Genomic DNA, 17,938 nt, shown 5'->3' with positions numbered 1-17,938 from the left:
TCGCCATGGCCCTGCTGATCGATCGCAAACTCGAAATCGCCGCTCCGGCATCGGTGGTGTGGGAAGTCATCAGCGATCTGCCGCGCTATCCCGAATGGAACCGCTTCTGCATCGAGGCGCGCTCCACGCTCAAGCCGGGCGACGCCATCGACCTGCGCGTGCAGCTGTTCGCGAGGCCGCAGTGGCAGCGGGAGTTCGTGACCGAGTTCGACTCCGGCCGCGGCTTTGCGTACAGCATGAAGCCGGTCCCGGCCGGCTCCCTGTCGAGCCGGCGTTCGCATTCCATCGAGGCGCTCGATGCCGAGCGCTGCGTCTACGAATCCTGCTTCCGCCTTCAGGGCTGGCTCATGCCGCTCGTGCGTAGTGTGCTCGGCAGGCGCCTGCAGGCGGGCTTCGCGGTGATGAACGAAGGGGTTCGCCAGCGCGCGGAGTTTCTCTGGAACGAGCGCCGCAAAGGTCTGACGGCCGCCGGCTAGTCCAAGCTGAGTAGGACAGCAACGATGCCGTTTGCGAAGCTCACCAGGACACGATCCATGCCCCGATCCTCCAAAGCCAAGCAGACGATGCGCAGCCACGCGGCCACCGATCCGAAGTCCGCAGACGACACCCGCAAGGGCTCGCGCGTCGGCAGGCCGCCGCGGGTTTCGACGCAGGCGATCATCGCGGCCGCGATCGAGATCGGGCTCGAAGGCGTGACGCTCAAGCGCGTCGCCGATCGTCTGGGCGTCGCGGTTCCCACGCTCTACAAGCACATCCGCAGCCGCGACGAACTCGTTCGCATGGCGGCCTTCGAGCTCACGCTCAAGCGCCGCGCTCCCGAACGCGAGGACCTGCACTGGTCCGAGATCGCGACCGGCTATGCGCTGAGCCTGTACGAATCCTTCGTCGCCGAGCCGCAGCTCGTCCACGAGCTCATGAAAGGCACGATGGGCCCGGACATCGAGCTCGACTTTCTCGAGCGCTTTCTCGATGCGATGACGCGCCAGGGCTTCAGCCTCGACGAAGGCATGCAACTGCATCACGCCGTCGCGATGCTCGCGATCGGCGCTTCGGTGGCCGCCATCTCGGTGATCTCCGCGCGCGCGCTGGGGGCACCGATGGACCAGGCCCTGCGCGAAGCGGCCGCCCAGCGCGAGGCCGAAACGCTCAAGCACACGCGCTCGGTGCTCGACACCTACGTCAACGCCGAATCGCGCGACTGGCTGGATTCGCTGCGCCTGATGCTCGAAGGCATCGCGGCGCGTCGTGGCGAAACACTGCCGAGTTCGCTGCGCCCCCTATCGAGCCCCTTGCCGGGCCATTCGCCGAAATCATAAGAGGAGTCGCTTTCATGACCGCAGCACCCGCAGCCAACGGCCGGATCGAGATCGATCGCCGCATGTTCAATCCGTACTCGAAGGACTTCATCCGCCAGCCGCGCGAGACCTGGCAGCGGCTCGTGAAGGAATTCCCGGTGGCCTACCACAAGGATTTGCAGATGTGGATGGTCAACTCGCACGAATACTGCGCGGAGATGCTCAAGAACAACATCTTCACGCCGAACTATCGCGTCTGGGAGCATGCGCCGCCGGCCAAGGCCGAAGAGGACAAGAACGACTACGACCGCGTGTTCGATCACTCGCTGTTCACGGTGTCGACGCGCGATCACCTGAAGCTGCGCAAGCTCACCATGCCGGCGTTCTCGCGCCCGGTGATGGGCAAGATCGACGGCAAGATCCGCGACCTCGTGATGGAGTGCTTCGACTCGATTCCGGCCGACGCCGAGGAGTTCGACGTCTACTCGACGATCGCCGAAAAGCTGCCGGCGCGCTCGATCGCGCGCATGGTCGGCGTGCCGACCGAGATGGAAGAGTTCTTCCACGAATTCGCGGTTAACGTGGTCAAGTCCACGCGCATCAACCTGCCGGCCAAGCAGCGCGAAGATGCGATCAACGGCACGCTGCCGGGGCTCAAGTTCTTCCTCGACGAAATCGCCAAGCGCCGCGCGGCCGAGAGCCCCGGCACCGATTTCCTCGGCAGCCTGGTTTCCGCACGTGACGGCAGCGACCAGCTCGACGATTACGACATCGTCTCGATCATCCTCGCGCTGATCACCGCGGGCTCGGACACCGCGACCGACCTGCACACCTACGTGATCCACGGCCTGCTCTCGAACCCCGAGCAGTACCAGCTGCTGCGCGAGCAGCCCGAGCTCATGGAGAACGCGATCATCGAGCTGCTGCGCTGGGGCTCGTTCGGCAAGTTCCCGTTCTTCCGCTTCGCTTCCGAAGACCAGGACTTCCACGGCCAGCAGATCAGGAAGGGACAGGCGGTGATGATCAACCTGCCGTCGGCCTGGCACGATCCGGCCAAGTATCCGGATTGGGACAAGCTCGACATCCGCCGCAACCTCGAAGGCAATCTGGTGTTCGGCGCCGGCGCGCATTTCTGCATCGGCACCTATCTGGTCCGCGTGCAGGGTGGCCTGATGCTGACCGAGTTCATGAAGCGGTTTCCGCATGCCGAACTCGCCAACGGCGACGGCGAGATCGACTACGACTACAACCATCACAACGCGCGCCGCATCACCCGGCTCAAGGTCAAGACCAACCGCCAGGCGCAGCGCAAGGCCGCCTGATGAGCACCGCCGAAGCCGCTGAAAAGCCCGCCGCGGATGCACAGATGAAGCGCTGGATCTGCGTGATCTGCGGCTTCATCTACGACGACGCGGTCGGCATGCCCGAACACGGCATCGCCGCCGGAACACGCTTCGAAGATTTGCCGGACGACTGGATCTGCCCCGAATGCGGATCGCCGAAGTCGGCGTTCGAGATCTACGAAGAATGAGTCAACGTACAGCGAATCGAAGGCGCTGATTTTCCCCTCTCCCGCTCGCGGGAGAGGGTGGTCCGCAGGACCGGGAGAGGGAAAGCTCGAAAAGAGCCTCACTTTTTCAGATGAACCCTCTCTCCCCGCCCCACCAGTGTGTCCACAGCGGGAGAGAGGAAAGGCATAACAAAGATCAGGCGTCGTAAAGCGACGCCGCGGAGTAACCATGACCAAGCATCCGATGAAGACGCGCTATCCGGCGCCGGCGGCGACCGTGCTGCGCATGCTGACCGATCGCGACTTTCATGCGCGCAAGCTCGAAAAGCTCGGCCTGCCCAAATACGAAATTCTCGACCACGCTTTCGACGGCCAGCAGTTCCGCATTCGCATCGAGCGTCGCGTTCCGGTGACGATGCCGGGCGGCAAGAAGGCCGGCGAAACCACGGTGATCAACGAGGAGCACTGGAACCTCGCCGAGCGCAAAGGCGTGGTGAAGGTCGAGACCAAGGGCATGCCGCTGCAGATGTCCTGCGACTCCTCGATCGCCGAGGACGGCGACGGCTGCGTCGTCACGCTCGACTGGAGCATCGAGGCGAAGATTCCCGTCGTCGGTGGACAGTTCGAAAAATTCGTCGTCAACGATATCGAGAGTCGCGCCGCGGACGAAACCCGCGTGGCGCTCGAGCTGCTCGAAGACTATCGCTAGCCGCATCGACCGACTCGTCCGTTTGCGCTCGTCGCTTCGGATGAGGCGCGAGGCCAGGCTGGCGCGCAGCATCCTCGCGGAACCGTGCATGAGGAGAACCATAATGAATCGCAACGCATTCTTGGCCAGCCTGATCGTGAGTGGCCTGAGCCTGCAGGCCTCGATCGTGCAGGCCAAAGTGCCCGAGGCGAAGGCTGCCGAACTGGGCGGCGCCACCTACACCTGCCTCGGTGCCGAGAAGGCCGGAACGCCGGGCGGCGTGCCGGCGTATTCGGGCAAGTGGACCGACAACTGGCCCGGTGTGAAGAAGAGCAACAGCTACGAGCCCGGCCCGTACGCGGATGAAAAGCCGCTGTTCACCATCACCGCGCAGAACGCGGACCAGTACGCGGCCAACCTCACCGCCGGCCAGAAGGCCCTGCTCAAGAAGTATCCGCAGACCTTCAAGATGAACGTCTATGCCAGCCATCGCGATTTCGGCTACGGCGAAGGCGTTTGCGAGACCGCGAAGAAGAACGCGACCACCGCCGAAGTGATTCATGAGGGCAAGGGCATCACCGGCACCACCGGATCGATTCCGTTCCCGTTTCCGCAAAGCGGCATCGAGGCGATGTGGAACGTCGTCAACTCGATTCGCCCGTGGACCGAGACCGCGGTCTGCGACATCGCCGACGTCTATGCCGACGGCAACATCGCCTGGGGCCGCGCCAAGTTCATGACCATGAACATCGGCAACCAGCCCGGCAAGCCGAAGAGCTTCCAGGAGAAGGTCAACGCCTACTTCTACCAGGGCTTCCAGCTGCCGGAGCGGCAGAAGGGCTTCGTCGCGGTGGGTTACCAGCCGAACGATTTCTCGGCCGATGCCACGCAGAGCTGGCAGTACCAGCCGGGCATCCGGCGCGTGCGCCAGGCGCCCGAAGTGGGCTTCGACTATCCGGTTCCGCCCGCGGGCCTGCGCACGGTCGACGACGACTACGGCTTCAACGGATCGCCCGAGCGCTATACCTGGAAGCTGGTCGGCAAGAAGGAGTTCTACGTTCCGTACAACAACTTCAAGATCAACGATCCGGCGGTCAAGTACGCCGATCTCGTCAAGCCCAACACGATCAATGGCGACTACGTGCGCTACGAGCTGCATCGCGTCTGGGTGATCGAGGGCACGCTCAAGCAGGGCGTTCGCCATATCTACAGCAAGCGCGAGCTCTACGCCGACGAAGACACCTGGCTCGTCAACTGGGCCGATGCCTACGACAGCCGCGGCCAGCTCTGGCGCGCCAATTACGTGACCTTCCATTACTCGCCGGAAGCCAAGACCTACCACCGCGGCGTGTCGGTCTATCACGACCTGACCTCGGGCGTGTACGAGGCCGGCTATCTGGTCAACGAGCGCGGCAAGGACTGGTGGAAGATCAACGTACCGCTGACTCCGGCGCAGTTCAGCCCGGACGCCGCGGCACGCGGCGGCCACTGAGCCGAGCCGCGCAGAACGCGACCAAACGATAACGACGAGCCGGATTGGGGCAGGGGAGAACGATGGCGAAGAACGACAGCGCGGCGCAGAAGACCGCTTTCATCACGGGCGCCAATGTCGGGCAGGCGAACCTGCTCGTGAAGGCCTTGTCGAAGCGCGGATGGCGCGTGTTCGCGGGCGTGCTGCCCGGCGCGCCGACCGACCTCGTCACCGGCGGCAACATCGTCGTCGTCGACCAGGACGTGTCGAACAGCGAATCGGTGAGGGCGAGCGCGAAGGTCGTCACCGATGCGCTGGCCGGCAAGGGGCTCGATCTGCTGATGAACGTGGCCGGGGTCGCCAACGTCGGCGTCGGCGTGCTCGAAGGCGCCAAGTTCTCGGACGTGGAGCGGCTGTTCAACATCAACATGTTCGGGCAGCTGCGCGTGATCCAGGCGTTTCTGCCGCTGGTTCGCCGCAATGCGCCGGGCTCGCGCATCGCCAATTACAGCTCGGGCGCGATCCTCGCGAACCCGGTCGGTGCGGGCGCGTACAACATGACCAAGCACGCGATCCACGGCATGACGCTGACCTTGCGCCACGAGCTCGCACCGTTCGGCATCCAGGTGACCTCGATCATTCCGGGCGGCGTGCTCACGGCGATGTCCGCGAACTCGCATGCGAACACCCAGCGCACCTGGGGCGAGCAGCCCGCGGCCGTGCGCGAGGTCTACGATCCTTACCTGCAGAAGGTCGTCACGCAGGTGTTGCCCGACATGCTCGAGAAAACCGGCAGCTCGCCCGAGCAGGCGCTCGACGGCACGCTCCAGATTCTCGACAAGAAGAAATGGGCGCCGATGGAATATCTCGGCAAGGACGTGAAGCCGATGGGCCTCATGCGCCGGCTGATGTCCGACAGCCAGCTCGAAAGCATGATGCGCATGACCTTCAAGATTCCCACCTACAAATCGTTGGGCAAGGGCGCCTGAGCGAGCCGGAGATCATCGTGAACGCTGCCGCTCCCTCATTCGAAAAAGCCACCGACACCGAACTCGGCGCACTGTTCGCCAGGCTCAAGGCCAAGGCGCCGCTGCTCGCGCGCAGCCCGGCGGCGGTTCGCGCCGACAAGCTGCGCAAGCTCGCCAAGGCGGTGCTCGACGCGCGGCCCGCGATCCTCGAAGCGGGCCGCAAGGAACTGCGGCTCTGCGATACCGACATCGACGCGCAGCTGCTCATGGTGACGGCGGAAGCCGAGTTCATCGCGCGCAACCTCGAAGCCTGGATGCAGCGACAGGACGTGCAGGGCACGATCATGACGCTCGGCAAGCGCTGCTACGTGCAGTACGAAGCCAAGGGCGTGGTGCTCAACCTCGCCACCTGGAACGCACCGATCGCCATCGGCCTGGTGCCGCTGATGGGCGCGATCGCGGCCGGCAACAGCATGCTGCTGAAGCCTTCGGAGCTCGCGCCGCAATCGGCGCAGGTACTCGCCGACATCGTCGCCAAGGTCTTCGAGCCCGATGAATTCGCGGTGGTGCAGGGCGGCCCCGAAGTGGCGAGCGAACTGCTGAGCTTGCCGTTCAATCACATTTTCTTCATCGGCGGCCACGCGGTCGGTCGCCTGGTGATGCGTGCCGCGGCCGAGCATTTCGCCTCCGTCACGCTCGAAATGGGCGGCAAGAATCCGGTCATCGTCGATGCGAGCGCGGACATCGCCGACGCCGGACGCAAGATCGCCTGGGGCCGGGTCGCCAATTGCGGGCAGGTCTGCCTGGCGCCCGATTACGCGCTCGTGCATCGCAGCGTGCAGACCGAGTTCGTCGAGCAGCTCGGCGGCGCGATGCGCGCGATGTACGACGCCGACCGCCGTGGCTTTCGGCATTCGCCGGACCTGCCGCGCATCGTCAATCGCCGGCATTTCGATCGCATCAAGAGCCTGCTCGACGACGCGATCGCCCAGGGCGCGACGCTCGCATTCGGCGGTGAAACGGATGCGGACGATCTGTTTGTTTCGCCGACCATCCTGACCGACCTGAAACCGCAGATGCGCATCATGCAGGAGGAGATCTTCGGGCCGATCCTGTGCGTGCTGCCGTTCGACCAGCGTGAAGAGGTGATCGCCGAAATCGCCAGCCGGCCGAAGCCGCTCGGCTCCTACATCTTCGCCAAGGATCGCGAGGCGATCGACTGGTTTCTGGCGCGCACGACCTCGGGCAGCACCGTGGTCAATCACAACCTGATCCAGTCGGGCACCAATCCGCATCTGCCGTTCGGCGGTGTCAACGCGAGCGGCATCGGGCGCATCGGCGGGCGCTTCAGCTTCCTCGAATGCTCGAACGCGCGCGCCGTGGTCGAGGAAGGCCCGCCGATCACCGATCCGAACCTGATGTTTCCGCCGTATTCGGACAAGTACAAGAAGATGGTCGCGCAGATGCTCGCCAAGCCGGTGAACCTGCCGAACTCGGCGATCAACGCCATCAACGGCGTCATCAAGTTCACGAGCGCCTTGCGCCGCCGCTGATCGATCGGACGCGCGGGGTGAGCCCAACAAAAAAAGCCGGATCGATCGATCCGGCTTTTGCTTTTGCAGCTCGAGAAGCTCTCGAGAGAATCCCGAGAGAATCTCGACGAGCTCAGGCGAGCTTGGACTGATCGAAGATCGTCTGCAGCTGCTGCGCCATCATCAGATCGCCTTCGACCTGCAGCTGGCCGGTCATGAACGCGGTCATGCCGTTGAGCTTGCCCTGCAGCAGCTCGATGAGATCCTTGTCCTCCATCGTGATCGTCACGTCCGGGTCGGAGGCGGAGCCTTCGGTGACCGAGCAGGCGCCGTCCTTGATCGTCGCGTAGGTCGGCTTCGACGTATTGAATTGCAGTACGCACTGGGTGTCCGCGGCCTCTTCGGGAACCAGGGCCTGGGGCAGCTGTTTGAGAAAGTCGACCACGTCCATTGAAAAGCCTCCCTCCAAGAAGTTCGAGCTCCGAGCTTATCCGCCGACCGGGGCGCAAACCTCGTCAACACGGACGACTCGCCGGCACCCACGGTTTGCTTGGAGCCCGATCGCGCGCGATACTGCGTCCTGTTGCAGTGCAACATGACCTCTGGTTCCGTCCGATGCCCTCGTTCTCCTCGCTCGAATTCGTCCTTCCGCTGATCGCCCTGACGGCCGCCTGCGGCCTGATCCTCGCTGGCTTGATCTACACCGACAAACGCCGCTCCAGGCCGGTTCGCAAGAGCGACCGGGCCTGCCTGCAGAACCGCAAGAACCATCCGGCCATCTGCGCCTGACCCCAGCGTCGCTCGCGAGATCGTTCTTCCGGCTACGAGCAGGTAATCGACGGCGGCACGATTCCGACGGTTCAGCCGAAAACGGACATCCCAAAATGCACCGTCTTCGAGCAATTTTTTACGCGTGCGAATCACGCAATCGAGGAAATTTGGCACAGCCGCTCCGCGGCTTGCACCAGTGGCAAACATGGCGGTCGATGTCGGTGCGTCACGAATCATTTTGGGTTCACCAACGGCGCCTATCGTGCGCCCCGATACCCCCGTCTTAGTAGGAAGCGCCATGAGCAAGGATTGCTTCGGCTGCCGATCGCTGCTGTCCCTCACGCACTCCGATCGCGTTCCCGTTTATCTCGAACCCCTGGTGCTGCCGGCCGGCTTTCGCGGTCGCGACCGCGTTGCGGGGCGGCCTTATTGCTGCCTGGCCTGCGGCAGCTATTGGGTCGATGCACCGCCGACTGCGGCGATGCTCCCGCGCTTCCGCCCGCTGTCCAAGGTGGTCGCGACGAGCAGGCCGGCGCACACCAGCGCCCCTTCGATGCTCGAAGTGCTTGCGCCGGGCGCGCAGGTCGAGTCGCAGCGGGTTTCCGCGAGCTGATCGCCATCGCCTGGGACGCACTCCAGTGGCTGGCCATGGCCGCGACGCTGTTCGCGGCCTGGCTGGTGGCTTCGCAACGAAAAGCCCGGCGCAACTGGGGCTTCTGGATCTATCTCGTCAGCAATGCACTGTGGGTGGCCTGGGGCTGGCATGCGCAAGCCTGGGCGCTCGTCGCGCTGCAGTTCGGGCTGGTCGCCTTGAACATTCGCGGCGTCAAGAAGAACGACGACGGCTGAGCGGCTTCAACGTCCGTCCTCGTTCGGCGCTGCCAGCGTGTAGCCCTTGGCGGGCAGGGGCAGCGCGGTCTTGTAACGCACCTGCTTGAGCGCAATGCTCGAACGGATGTTCGAAATTCCCGGGATCTTCGACAGGCTTCTCATGATGAAGCGCTCGAGTTCGCGGATGTCGGCCACCACCACGCGCAGCAAATAGTCCGAATCGCCGGTCATCAGATAGCACTCCATGACTTCCGGCCGCGACGACACCGCCTGCTCGAAGGTGCTCAGCGCATCCTCGCGCTGCTTTTCGAGGCTCACCTGGATGAACACGTTGAGCCGCAGGCCGAGCACTTCCGGGTCGAGCAGCGTGACCTGGCTGCGGATCAGCCCGGCCGCCGCGAGCGCCTTGACGCGATTGAAGCAGGGCGTCGGCGTGAGGTTCACCGCCTTGGCGAGCTCGACGTTGCTGAGGCTGGCGTCGGCCTGCAGGCGATCGAGGATCGCGATATCGATGTGATCGAGCGTAGTCGGCCGGGACATTAGAGGATTCCACCTGAAAAGAGCGAGGTGGAAGAATAAATCACTGGGAAACGCCAGGTTGAGCCGCCAACTCAGAAGCCTATTCTGCGTGGCCTGGAGTAGCTTATCGGCCACCTTGAGGCGCGTTCACCCGCGAGCGATATGAACGATACGAATGACTTTCCGACCGGTGCCGGCACGGTGCTCTCCGCGACCGGCTCGACCGCCGATGCCGATCCGACCGAAACCCGCGAATGGCTCGATGCCATCGACGCCATCGTGCGGACGCAGGGCAAGGAGCGCGCGCAGTTTCTGTTCGACCGGCTCGCCGATCACGTGGTCGGGCGCGGCGTGCAATCGAAGCGTGCGCGCGTCACGCCGTATCGCAACAGCATCGCGGTCGAGCACGAAGGCCCGTATCCGGGCGACCTCAAGATCGAAGAGCGCTTGATGGCCGCGATCCGCTGGAACGCGCTCGCGATGGTGGTGCGCGCCAACAAGGCCTCGGCCGAGCTCGGCGGACATATCGCCAGCTATGCCTCGGCGGCGGATCTGTTCGAAGTGGGCTTTCATCATTTCTTCAAGGCGGCCGGGCATGCGGACGGAGCGGATCTGGTCTACTTCCAGCCGCATTCGTCGCCGGGCGTCTACGCGCGCGCCTATCTCGAAGGCTTTCTCGACGAGGAGCACCTGAAGCACTACCGGCGCGAAATTTCGGGCCGCGGACTGTGCAGTTATCCGCACCCGTGGCTGATGCCGGATTTCTGGCAGTTCCCGACCGGCTCGATGGGCCTGGGGCCGATCAACTCGGTGTTCCAGGCGCGCTTCATGCGCTACCTGCAGGATCGCGGGCTGCTGAAAACCGAAGGCCGCCGCGTCTGGGGCTTCTTCGGCGATGGCGAGATGGACGAGCCCGAATCGATCGGCGCGCTGTCGCTGGCCGCGCGCGAGCGGCTCGACAACCTGACTTTCGTCATCAACTGCAACCTGCAGCGGCTCGATGGCCCGGTGCGCGGCAACAGCCGCATCGTCGATGAGCTCGAAGCGCTGTTCACGGGCGCCGGCTGGAACGTGATCAAGGTGCTCTGGGGTTCGGACTGGGACGTGCTGTTCGCGCGCGATACGCAAGGCGAGTTGCTGCGTGCGTTCGCCAGCACGGTGGACGGGCAGTTCCAGACCTTCTCCGCGAACGACGGTGCGTACAACCGCGAGCGCTTCTTCTCGCAGACGCCGGAGCTCGCGGCGCTGGTCGCGAATCTCAGCGACGCCGAGATCGACCGGCTCAAGCGTGGCGGCCACGATGCACGCAAGCTGCACGCGGCTTACGCGGCCGCGATCGCGCACAAGGGCCAGCCGACGGTGATCCTCGCCAAGACCATGAAGGGTTACGGCATGGGCGCGGCCGGGCAGGGACGCATGACCACGCATCAGCAGAAGAAGCTCGAAATCGACAGCCTCAAGGCGTTTCGCGATCGCTTCGACCTGCCGCTGTCCGATGCGCAGGTCGAGCACCTGGAGTTCTACAAACCGGCCGAAGACAGCGCCGAGCTGCGCTACTTGAAGGCGCGCCGCGAAGCGCTCGGCGGCGCATTACCGCGTCGCCGCAATCGCTCTTCGCAAACGCTGATGCCGCCTGAGGTGCAGGGCTTCGGCAGCTTCGCGCTCGACGCGCAAGGCAAGGAAATGTCGACGACGATGGCCGCCGTGCGCATGCTCGGCAGCCTGCTCAAGGACAAGGAGATCGGCGAGCGCATCGTGCCGATCGTGGCCGACGAGGCGCGCACCTTCGGCATGGCGAGCCTGTTCCGCCAGGTCGGCATCTACGCGCCGCTCGGGCAGATGTACGAGCCCGAAGACCTCGGCTCGATGCTCTATTACCGCGAGGAAAAGAGCGGCCAGATCCTCGAAGAAGGCATCTCCGAAGCGGCCGCGATCTCGTCGTGGATCGCCGCGGCGACGAGCTACAGCGTGCACGATCTGCCGATGCTGCCGTTCTACATCTACTACTCGATGTTCGGCTATCAGCGCATCGGCGACCTGATCTGGGCCGCCGCCGACCAGCGTGCGCGCGGCTTTCTGCTCGGCGCCACGGCGGGTCGCACGACGCTCGGCGGTGAAGGTTTGCAGCACCAGGACGGCAGCAGCCACGTGGCGTTCGCGGGCGTGCCGAACTGCCGCGCCTACGATCCGGCTTTCGCGTACGAAGTGGCGGTGCTGCTCGAGGCCGGCATGCACGAGATGCTCGTCGAGCAGCAGGATCGCTTCTATTACCTCACCGTCGGCAACGCCAACTACGCGCAGCCTTCGATGCCGGCGCACGAAGGCGTTCGCGACGGCATCCTGCGCGGCCTCTATCCGCTCACGAACGAAGCCAACGGCGCGCAGGTCCAGCTGCTCGGCTCGGGCGCGATCATGACCGAGGTGCTCGAAGCCCAGCGCCTGCTGCAGGCCGACTGGAACATCGCCGCTGCGGTCTGGAGCGCGACGAGCTATAGCGAGCTGCATCGCGACGGCATCGAAAGCGAGCGCAAGCTGCGGCATGGCCTGAGCACGCCGGCCGCCTTCGTCACCGCGCAGCTGTCGACCACCCAAGGCCCGGTCATCGCCGCGAGCGATTACGTTCGCGCGCTGCCCGAGCTGATCCGCGCCTTCGTGCCGCGCCGCTATGTCACGCTCGGGAGGGTTGGCAGGGATTCTGACGAAATCGCAGCAAAGTTATCTTAAGTGTCTGTTATTAATCGAAAACTTTCAATGTCCAATCCATAGGGTCCCAGGGGCGATCGTAGTCCACCACATAGTCGCCGAACCGGTTGATGTGCCAGGTTCGATAAGGGGAAAGGAAGCCGACCATGTCGGCAGTGACCTCCACCCCCTCCGCCCTCAGTTCGCGGATCACCCGCGTCATGTGCTGGACGTTGTAGAGGCAGATCATGTTCGCCACCAGGTGGCTGTACTTGATCATCTTGCGCTGCTCGTGAGCGACGTTCTCCTGAATGATGCCCTCGCTGCCGAAGAACACCCACTGGATGAAGTTGTTGAAGGCCTCGCTCTTGTTGGTGGCCGCGCTGATCAGCTTGCGGAAGTCCGGGTTGTCGATGAACCGCAAGAGGAACTTGGTGCGGATTACCTTCCCAAGCTCCCGGAACGCCATAGCCAACCGGCTCTGATTCTTGTTTCCGAAGCGCCGCAGGATCGTTGAAGCCGTGATCTTGCCGAGCTTGATCGACACCGCCACGCGGAGCATCTCCTTGTAGTGGGCCTGAATCAGCTTCCAGTTGATCGTCCCAGTAAATAGATCGTCGATATGCTTGTACTTCGCCCCAGCGGAAGGCCTGTAGAAGTTGAGCTTCTTGATGCCCCTGATTCGGGGCATCAGCCGAATGCCCAGCAGGTGCGAGATGCCAAAAATCGCCAGGTTCTGAGCGTGTGTATCGCCGTGGATGGTATCGGGCTTTAGATCGGACTCATTCTCGACCATGGCGTCGAGAAGGTACACCCCTTCGTAAGCTCCGCAGGGAAAGAACCTGCTGAAGAACGCGATGTACCGATCTGAAACGTGGTAATAACCGATGCCACCGTAGCCGCCATAGCGAATGTGATACTCGGAGACCGCGTTCTGCTCGTACAGGTCCCACTTCATGCCATCCGCAGAGGCGGTTTTGCCGCTGCCCCAGTATTCGGGCAGATCGTACTTGGCAAAGGCATTGGTCACCTCGACTGTCGCCTTGTCGAGTGACTCCTCCGTCACGTACTTGAGATTGAGCCAACTGATCTGGCGGCGGCTGATCCCTTTGACCGATCGACTGGTCTGGACGGCGCCGAGGTTGCAGCCGTAGCAGAACAACGAGGTGACAAAGCGCTTCGGAAGATCTTCAATCCGGGTGTCCGTGCCTGCCAAATGCTTGAAATGGCGATGCAGGTTCAGCCAGCGCTCCACGTCGATCAGCACATCGAGGATGCTGACCGGGAGCAAGCGATCCCGGATCATCATATCGAGCTTTTCCGCGGCGGCCGGCTGCATGGTCTTCTTCAGATTGCGCAGCGACAAATTCCCATCGACGATCGAAGCGTGGGTGTTGTGCTTGAAGCGCTTATCAACCTCCGTCGCAAGCTCCGCGAGCTCTGTGCGCAGCCGGGCCACCGCTTCGACCGCATCGACGTCGATGCCCGCCATTTCGCCGTATTCAGGCAGCTCGTTTTCGACGGTATCCATATCTGCCAACTGCTCGCGATAGTCGTCGTACTTCTCGCCGCTCTGGATGAACAGGTCGCCATTACCCAAGTCTTCGCGAATCCGCGAGATGACGCTGAGCTCGAAGGCCTTGCGATGAACGATATCGCCAGTAGAAGGCAACCCCGTGCCGTCATCAAACACCAGCTGCCGCCATGCATTGCTCATCCAGCCTAGGTCGGCTTTGGCGTTGAGCCCCAATTCTGACAGCGAGACATGCTCGATTCGGGAATGCCGGAGACGATGAAGTGCTTCTATCAGCTTCTCCATTCCCTGGTTTTCGTTCGTCGATTTGGGCTTGATCACCTCCAGGCAGTTCAGAAAAAGGGATCTGAATCCCGGGTAGCGATTGAGCATAAAGGGCAGGTAATTGGAGCCCGAGAACGCGAGATGCTCTTCACACAGCTCCAAGAGCATCGCGGCGTCACTTCCAATGCTGTTCTCGATAGCCTGCAGCCTTTTCACCGCGCTGGCATCGGTCTGGTAGGCCTTCAAAGTACCGTGGAATCGCTCGACCAAGAGATCGATCGCCTTGGCGCGTTCGATCTGGTACTGGCGGAGTCGACGCTCGGCAGAGGACCGGAGCCTGTCGTGCAAACGGATGTACAGATCGGCGGCGTCATCCAGAGCCCGCGCATGGCAGGACCGAATGAAGATGACGGCCAACGCGTATCGCTTGCGGGGAACCAGCTCGAGCATTTCGGTGGCATTCTGGGCTCGCGCCAGCACGCGATAGTGCTTGAGCTTGCTGACCGGTATATCGGCGACCGCTGGCAGACCGACCGAAAGTTGCTGCACCTGGCGGACGTGGTCGAGATAGTCGCGCACGGCATTGTTCGTTGGACGCTTGGGCTCTTGCTTCAACGCGTTCCAGGCGGATGTGCTCGAGCCGGCGGTCTCGAACAAGGCATCGATCTTCTTGCGAAGCTGCGAGGACAATGGGTCGGCAAGGGAACCATAGTGCAGGGTCTCGACCTTTTCCCGGGCGCGGCGTGCCATGCGCTCCAAGGTCGTGAATCCGGGCAACTCATACTGATAGTGGATGAGCTCCTCAAGCAGCACATTGATGATGTCTGTGAGGTGATGCTGAGTCAGCGCCGCCGTCGCTGCGCGCTCGATCATCCAATCCTCATCGTCGAGCGGGCGAATGTCCAAACGCTTGCGGAGGAGATTGAGATTGCGATGGCGGACGCCGCCATCATCGGCCATCCTGATTTCATCGCCTGTCAGGGGACGCTTGAAATCACTCGCAAGGGTGACGTGATCCAGGTATGGCCGAGGAACATCTTTTAGCCGCGGGAAGAATCCCAGGCGCTGGGCGCATTTGAGCAGCACCAGAAGTGCGACGCGCTTGGTGGCGGAATTGGCGCTCTTCTTTGCCCAAGCCTTCTCGTCGTCGGAAGGGATGTAATGGTCGTTGAGCTCCCTGGGCCGTGGCTCTGGAAGCAATCGCGGGTATGCGGTTTCCTCGACCGTGGCCACCGAGAGGGGAGGGAGCTTAGCTCCAGACTCGGCTGGTGTCGCGGTGGCGGATCACTGCATCGACCTCGCAATCTCGATCATTCCCGACGCTGCGAATCCGCTCGAGCAGCGCTTGCGCCGCCTGATCAATCGAACCGCCCGTGGGGGGCAGGGCGAGCTCGATGAGCGAGCCATCGGCCTGCAATCGACGCGGGCGGTAATCCTTCAGGCACCACCGCTCAATGAGCCGAAGCGCTGCTTGGCTTCTGGCCGGGGAATCACCGCGGTCAGAAACGCAAATCTTCAATTCGACGCGCATTCCGCGCTTCGCGCGGCCCCGTTGCGCCCGCTCGGCTTCCCAGGCCTCCACCAAGCGAAGCGCCAGGGGCGCGGCCCGTAGTGGACCGATTGCCTGGGAAGACCTCTGATTCTGTCGCATTGCCGTTCCCCTGATGCCGGTTCGAAGCTTGCCAACATGATTATAGTAACGTATATCAACAGTCTGGAGAAGTCCTTTTTTGCAGGGAAAATGATTCAGAACCTTCATGGTTATGGCCGCCCCCTAAGGGCGTCGCGAAGCAATGCCCCGTGGTGCTGGCCGTCCGACAGCGCTGGCACCGTGCGGAGGGCTGTGCATGGCTAGGCACGGCGGACGTCGAGCGGGTGCTGGCAGGCCGGCAGGCTCGGGGCGATACCACGGGGAAGAAACGCGGGTAATGCGAGTACCGACCTCGCTGGTCGATTCCATGCTTGCCCAGCTTCAGGAGTATTCCCGTGGGGCGCATGCCCTGGCCGGATGGCATGGTACGCAGGGCCAAAGGCCGTCGGCCCAGGGAATCGATTTAAACCTCGTGCGGGAGATGGCAACAAACGCGCTGGGGGGTGGTCTCGCCGGCGACGGCTCCCATGACCCGCTGACTCCTGAACCTGGCTCTACCTTCGTGTACACGGTCCGCGGAGACGCGATGGACCGAGCGGGAATCCTCGATGGCGACCGCGTGCTGGTGGATCGCCGGTTGAAGCCAGCGACTGGCGATATCGTGCTGGCAGTGCTGGAGAACCGGGACCTGACCGTCCACCGCTTCGTGGCAAGACGACGAACCCCTTCGCTCGAGCCCGACTCGACGAACTCAGAGCATCGAAGCCGACCGCTGCAGCCCGACCAGGGAGATTCGATCTGGGGAGTGGTGACAGGGGTGGTCCGGCAATTCGGAAGCTATCGATTCCCAGAACGGCGGAGCTGAGAGCCGTCGAGAAATCGCGAGGCCGGACGCAGCGCGAGGGCGCTTCGGAAGGTGAGCAATCGCTACGATTCGTCGAGGACTTGCCGAAAGTTCAGCCCGAACAAATCGGTTACCCAGAGATAGCCGCCGAGGCGTGGCCAATGAAGGTAATAGCCTGCCGGGGAGACCCTGACCATACTCATGTCGGCCACCCGGGCACCGCTCAAGGGAAGCAGCAAGCGTCGCGGGGCCGACAACTCCACGCCGGAATCCAGCGTGACGATAAGGCGACGTCGTCGCCGGTCGAAGTAGGCGTCGGTTGCGCGCAAGACCAGGCCGCGTCGAGCTGCGCGACGTTCCGCCAGTCGATAGGCCCGGATCGAGATCTTCAGCATTGATGAGCTATCGGCGCCGCTTGGCCGTTCTCGCCTTGCTGGAGGCGGGTGGCACAGGGGCGCGAGGCTGGTTGGTCCCCGCGGCCGCGGCCGTCAGGCGACGATAGCGGGCGACGCTCATCATGACGCCGATCGGAATGCCCCGCCGGCAGATCAGGATGTCCGCACGGCGCGACAAGGCCAGATAGTGCCCCCAGCGGCGCCGCATCTGGGTCACGGATACCGTGACCAGCCTCCGCCGCGGCATGGTCAGTGTCCGCGCCGCCGCAATGCGGCTGCGATGAGGCGTTCCGATTGTTCGGCCCAGAGGGCTTCCGAAAGCTCGTTTGCCAGTATCTGGTCCGAAACGTCAATGCCATACACCCGCTCCTCCATGTGAGGAACCAGCAGGGCGGAGGGAGCGGCCTTCCCCAGGCGCAAATCTCCGACCCTGGCAACCACGGCAATCTCCCTCGTGAGCGGCAGTCCGAATATGGACCACATGACCTCGGGGTATTCCTTGTCGGTCGTACCGTCGACGTAGTCGATGACTTGCCCACGGACGAGGGCCTCGATGACCCGGCTGGCCACCTCCTCGGGAGATTCGGGCGTGGTCATCCTGCGGTCCCCTGTCTGCGTCGGTAGGCTTTGGATTCACGGAACGTGGGCGCATGAGTGCTGAGAAACACCCTCATGGATTCCCGATATCGCAGTGCGTTTGCCGGCAACTCCAGTTCGAGTTCTTGCGCAATGGCAATCGCGTACTTGATCTGAGGGCCCGTCGGGGGGATGAGGTGAGCATCCAGAGCCGCAGAGAGCGTATCAGCCGCGCGCCTGGCAAGTTCCGGGGGATCCATTTCCGCCCCGTCTGCCAAACTGATAATGCGATAGAGACGTTCCTCGACGTGCGCCTCGAACGGCAGCACGAGAGAGAAATCGAAGTCTCCATAAACCAGTCGGAACACCGGGCAGCCCTCAGTCCTGTCGTGAACTCAAGAAGCACGACCTAAAGGGCCGTGCCGCTCTCGCAAATTCGGACTGTCCGCTGGGCGTCGAGAGATCAG

The 17,938-nt window shown here is 63.2% G+C and carries 21 protein-coding genes; 13 read left to right on the top strand and 8 right to left on the bottom strand.

What is annotated here, in order from left to right; all coding sequences use genetic code 11:
- The first annotated feature begins 5 nt into the window (after positions 1–5).
- The 8 genes from WQQ_RS20470 to WQQ_RS20435 all read left to right on the top strand — a co-directional run bounded on the left by WQQ_RS20470 (position 6) and on the right by WQQ_RS20435 (position 7,485).
- Entirely contained in the window at positions 6–476 is a 471-nt protein-coding gene (locus tag WQQ_RS20470; RefSeq protein WP_007187167.1) for an SRPBCC domain-containing protein, read from the top strand.
- A gap of 57 nt (positions 477–533) precedes the next feature.
- Positions 534–1,316 (top strand): TetR family transcriptional regulator, encoded by a 783-nt coding sequence (locus WQQ_RS20465; protein WP_192813009.1) that lies wholly within the window; start codon positions 534–536, stop codon positions 1,314–1,316.
- A 14-nt stretch (positions 1,317–1,330) separates the two neighbouring features.
- Entirely contained in the window at positions 1,331–2,617 is a 1,287-nt protein-coding gene (locus WQQ_RS20460) for a cytochrome P450 (RefSeq protein WP_007187165.1), read from the top strand.
- Positions 2,617–2,826, top strand: a complete 210-nt coding sequence (locus WQQ_RS20455; RefSeq protein WP_007187164.1) for a rubredoxin — start codon at positions 2,617–2,619, stop codon at positions 2,824–2,826. Before WQQ_RS20460 ends, WQQ_RS20455 begins: the two co-directional genes overlap by 1 nt.
- Before the next feature lie 208 nt (positions 2,827–3,034).
- On the top strand, positions 3,035–3,514 hold the full coding sequence (locus WQQ_RS20450; protein WP_007187163.1) for a DUF2505 domain-containing protein: 480 nt from the start codon (positions 3,035–3,037) through the stop codon (positions 3,512–3,514).
- A 103-nt stretch (positions 3,515–3,617) separates the two neighbouring features.
- Positions 3,618–4,985: a DUF1329 domain-containing protein gene (locus tag WQQ_RS20445; protein ID WP_007187162.1), complete on the top strand. Its 1,368-nt coding sequence runs from the start codon at positions 3,618–3,620 to the stop codon at positions 4,983–4,985.
- A 62-nt stretch (positions 4,986–5,047) separates the two neighbouring features.
- Positions 5,048–5,953, top strand: coding sequence for an SDR family NAD(P)-dependent oxidoreductase (locus tag WQQ_RS20440; RefSeq protein ID WP_007187161.1), 906 nt, complete (start codon positions 5,048–5,050; stop codon positions 5,951–5,953).
- Between the two features lie 17 nt (positions 5,954–5,970).
- The gene (locus WQQ_RS20435; RefSeq protein ID WP_007187160.1) at positions 5,971–7,485 is read left to right on the top strand and encodes an aldehyde dehydrogenase family protein; all 1,515 of its coding nucleotides are present in this window, start codon (positions 5,971–5,973) and stop codon (positions 7,483–7,485) included.
- A gap of 112 nt (positions 7,486–7,597) precedes the next feature.
- Here the strand turns inward: WQQ_RS20435 and WQQ_RS20430 are convergent, their stop codons facing one another.
- A complete protein-coding gene (locus WQQ_RS20430; RefSeq protein WP_007187159.1) occupies positions 7,598–7,915 on the bottom strand; it encodes an SCP2 sterol-binding domain-containing protein in 318 nt (105 codons plus the stop codon).
- A gap of 164 nt (positions 7,916–8,079) precedes the next feature.
- Between WQQ_RS20430 and WQQ_RS24540 the strand changes: the two genes are divergently transcribed.
- The 3 genes from WQQ_RS24540 to WQQ_RS20425 all read left to right on the top strand — a co-directional run bounded on the left by WQQ_RS24540 (position 8,080) and on the right by WQQ_RS20425 (position 9,084).
- The gene (locus WQQ_RS24540) at positions 8,080–8,253 is read left to right on the top strand and encodes a hypothetical protein (protein ID WP_007187158.1); all 174 of its coding nucleotides are present in this window, start codon (positions 8,080–8,082) and stop codon (positions 8,251–8,253) included.
- A 280-nt stretch (positions 8,254–8,533) separates the two neighbouring features.
- On the top strand, positions 8,534–8,848 hold the full coding sequence (locus WQQ_RS23375; protein ID WP_007187157.1) for a hypothetical protein: 315 nt from the start codon (positions 8,534–8,536) through the stop codon (positions 8,846–8,848).
- A gap of 35 nt (positions 8,849–8,883) precedes the next feature.
- Positions 8,884–9,084: a hypothetical protein gene (locus WQQ_RS20425; protein ID WP_007187156.1), complete on the top strand. Its 201-nt coding sequence runs from the start codon at positions 8,884–8,886 to the stop codon at positions 9,082–9,084.
- Between the two features lie 6 nt (positions 9,085–9,090).
- Here WQQ_RS20425 and WQQ_RS20420 read toward each other — a convergent pair whose 3' ends face one another.
- Entirely contained in the window at positions 9,091–9,606 is a 516-nt protein-coding gene (locus WQQ_RS20420) for an Lrp/AsnC family transcriptional regulator (protein WP_007187155.1), read from the bottom strand.
- Between the two features lie 141 nt (positions 9,607–9,747).
- Between WQQ_RS20420 and mdeB the strand changes: the two genes are divergently transcribed.
- Positions 9,748–12,309, top strand: a complete 2,562-nt coding sequence (gene mdeB / locus WQQ_RS20415; protein WP_007187154.1) for an alpha-ketoglutarate dehydrogenase — start codon at positions 9,748–9,750, stop codon at positions 12,307–12,309.
- 10 nt (positions 12,310–12,319) lie between these two features.
- Here mdeB and WQQ_RS20410 read toward each other — a convergent pair whose 3' ends face one another.
- Both WQQ_RS20410 and WQQ_RS20405 read right to left on the bottom strand, forming a co-directional pair.
- Positions 12,320–15,298, bottom strand: coding sequence for a Tn3 family transposase (locus tag WQQ_RS20410; RefSeq protein ID WP_007187153.1), 2,979 nt, complete (start codon positions 15,296–15,298; stop codon positions 12,320–12,322).
- A gap of 16 nt (positions 15,299–15,314) precedes the next feature.
- Positions 15,315–15,824: a hypothetical protein gene (locus WQQ_RS20405; RefSeq protein ID WP_157534819.1), complete on the bottom strand. Its 510-nt coding sequence runs from the start codon at positions 15,822–15,824 to the stop codon at positions 15,315–15,317.
- Positions 15,825–15,993: 169 nt separating this feature from the next.
- Here WQQ_RS20405 and WQQ_RS23370 point away from each other — a divergent pair, with 169 nt between their 5' ends.
- Entirely contained in the window at positions 15,994–16,521 is a 528-nt protein-coding gene (locus WQQ_RS23370; RefSeq protein ID WP_157534818.1) for a LexA family protein, read from the top strand.
- Between the two features lie 62 nt (positions 16,522–16,583).
- Here WQQ_RS23370 and WQQ_RS20395 read toward each other — a convergent pair whose 3' ends face one another.
- Genes WQQ_RS20395 through WQQ_RS23365 form a run of 4 tightly spaced genes read right to left on the bottom strand, consistent with a single transcriptional unit; the run spans position 16,584 to position 17,839 of the window.
- Positions 16,584–16,895: a DUF2442 domain-containing protein gene (locus WQQ_RS20395; protein WP_007187151.1), complete on the bottom strand. Its 312-nt coding sequence runs from the start codon at positions 16,893–16,895 to the stop codon at positions 16,584–16,586.
- A gap of 7 nt (positions 16,896–16,902) precedes the next feature.
- Positions 16,903–17,142, bottom strand: coding sequence for a type II toxin-antitoxin system prevent-host-death family antitoxin (locus tag WQQ_RS25340; protein ID WP_040455239.1), 240 nt, complete (start codon positions 17,140–17,142; stop codon positions 16,903–16,905).
- Positions 17,143–17,144: 2 nt separating this feature from the next.
- Positions 17,145–17,492 (bottom strand): hypothetical protein, encoded by a 348-nt coding sequence (locus WQQ_RS20385; RefSeq protein ID WP_040455237.1) that lies wholly within the window; start codon positions 17,490–17,492, stop codon positions 17,145–17,147.
- Entirely contained in the window at positions 17,489–17,839 is a 351-nt protein-coding gene (locus WQQ_RS23365; RefSeq protein ID WP_050997791.1) for a hypothetical protein, read from the bottom strand. Before WQQ_RS23365 ends, WQQ_RS20385 begins: the two co-directional genes overlap by 4 nt.
- Positions 17,840–17,938: the final 99 nt, after the last annotated feature.

The organism is Hydrocarboniphaga effusa AP103 (assembly GCF_000271305.1).
Taxonomy (GTDB): domain Bacteria; phylum Pseudomonadota; class Gammaproteobacteria; order Nevskiales; family Nevskiaceae; genus Hydrocarboniphaga; species Hydrocarboniphaga effusa.
Note: the sequence above shows the minus strand (reverse complement) of the source record. Positions and strands in the feature narration are given on the sequence as shown.

What these genes read in the sequence shown, in the direction of transcription:
- WQQ_RS20470 (WP_007187167.1), top strand. Translation starts at nt 6, where the DNA reads ATGGCCCTGCTGATCGATCGCAAACTCGAAATCGCCGCTCCGGCATCG.
- WQQ_RS20465 (WP_192813009.1), top strand. Translation starts at nt 534, where the DNA reads ATGCCCCGATCCTCCAAAGCCAAGCAGACGATGCGCAGCCACGCGGCC.
- WQQ_RS20460 (WP_007187165.1), top strand. Translation starts at nt 1,331, where the DNA reads ATGACCGCAGCACCCGCAGCCAACGGCCGGATCGAGATCGATCGCCGC.
- WQQ_RS20455 (WP_007187164.1), top strand. Translation starts at nt 2,617, where the DNA reads ATGAGCACCGCCGAAGCCGCTGAAAAGCCCGCCGCGGATGCACAGATG.
- WQQ_RS20450 (WP_007187163.1), top strand. Translation starts at nt 3,035, where the DNA reads ATGACCAAGCATCCGATGAAGACGCGCTATCCGGCGCCGGCGGCGACC.
- WQQ_RS20445 (WP_007187162.1), top strand. Translation starts at nt 3,618, where the DNA reads ATGAATCGCAACGCATTCTTGGCCAGCCTGATCGTGAGTGGCCTGAGC.
- WQQ_RS20440 (WP_007187161.1), top strand. Translation starts at nt 5,048, where the DNA reads ATGGCGAAGAACGACAGCGCGGCGCAGAAGACCGCTTTCATCACGGGC.
- WQQ_RS20430 (WP_007187159.1), bottom strand. Translation starts at nt 7,915, where the DNA reads ATGGACGTGGTCGACTTTCTCAAACAGCTGCCCCAGGCCCTGGTTCCC.
- WQQ_RS24540 (WP_007187158.1), top strand. Translation starts at nt 8,080, where the DNA reads ATGCCCTCGTTCTCCTCGCTCGAATTCGTCCTTCCGCTGATCGCCCTG.
- WQQ_RS23375 (WP_007187157.1), top strand. Translation starts at nt 8,534, where the DNA reads ATGAGCAAGGATTGCTTCGGCTGCCGATCGCTGCTGTCCCTCACGCAC.
- WQQ_RS20425 (WP_007187156.1), top strand. Translation starts at nt 8,884, where the DNA reads ATGGCCGCGACGCTGTTCGCGGCCTGGCTGGTGGCTTCGCAACGAAAA.
- WQQ_RS20420 (WP_007187155.1), bottom strand. Translation starts at nt 9,606, where the DNA reads ATGTCCCGGCCGACTACGCTCGATCACATCGATATCGCGATCCTCGAT.
- mdeB (WP_007187154.1), top strand. Translation starts at nt 9,748, where the DNA reads ATGAACGATACGAATGACTTTCCGACCGGTGCCGGCACGGTGCTCTCC.
- WQQ_RS20405 (WP_157534819.1), bottom strand. Translation starts at nt 15,824, where the DNA reads ATGAAGGTTCTGAATCATTTTCCCTGCAAAAAAGGACTTCTCCAGACT.
- WQQ_RS23370 (WP_157534818.1), top strand. Translation starts at nt 15,994, where the DNA reads ATGCGAGTACCGACCTCGCTGGTCGATTCCATGCTTGCCCAGCTTCAG.
- WQQ_RS20395 (WP_007187151.1), bottom strand. Translation starts at nt 16,895, where the DNA reads ATGCTGAAGATCTCGATCCGGGCCTATCGACTGGCGGAACGTCGCGCA.
- WQQ_RS25340 (WP_040455239.1), bottom strand. Translation starts at nt 17,142, where the DNA reads ATGCCGCGGCGGAGGCTGGTCACGGTATCCGTGACCCAGATGCGGCGC.
- WQQ_RS20385 (WP_040455237.1), bottom strand. Translation starts at nt 17,492, where the DNA reads ATGACCACGCCCGAATCTCCCGAGGAGGTGGCCAGCCGGGTCATCGAG.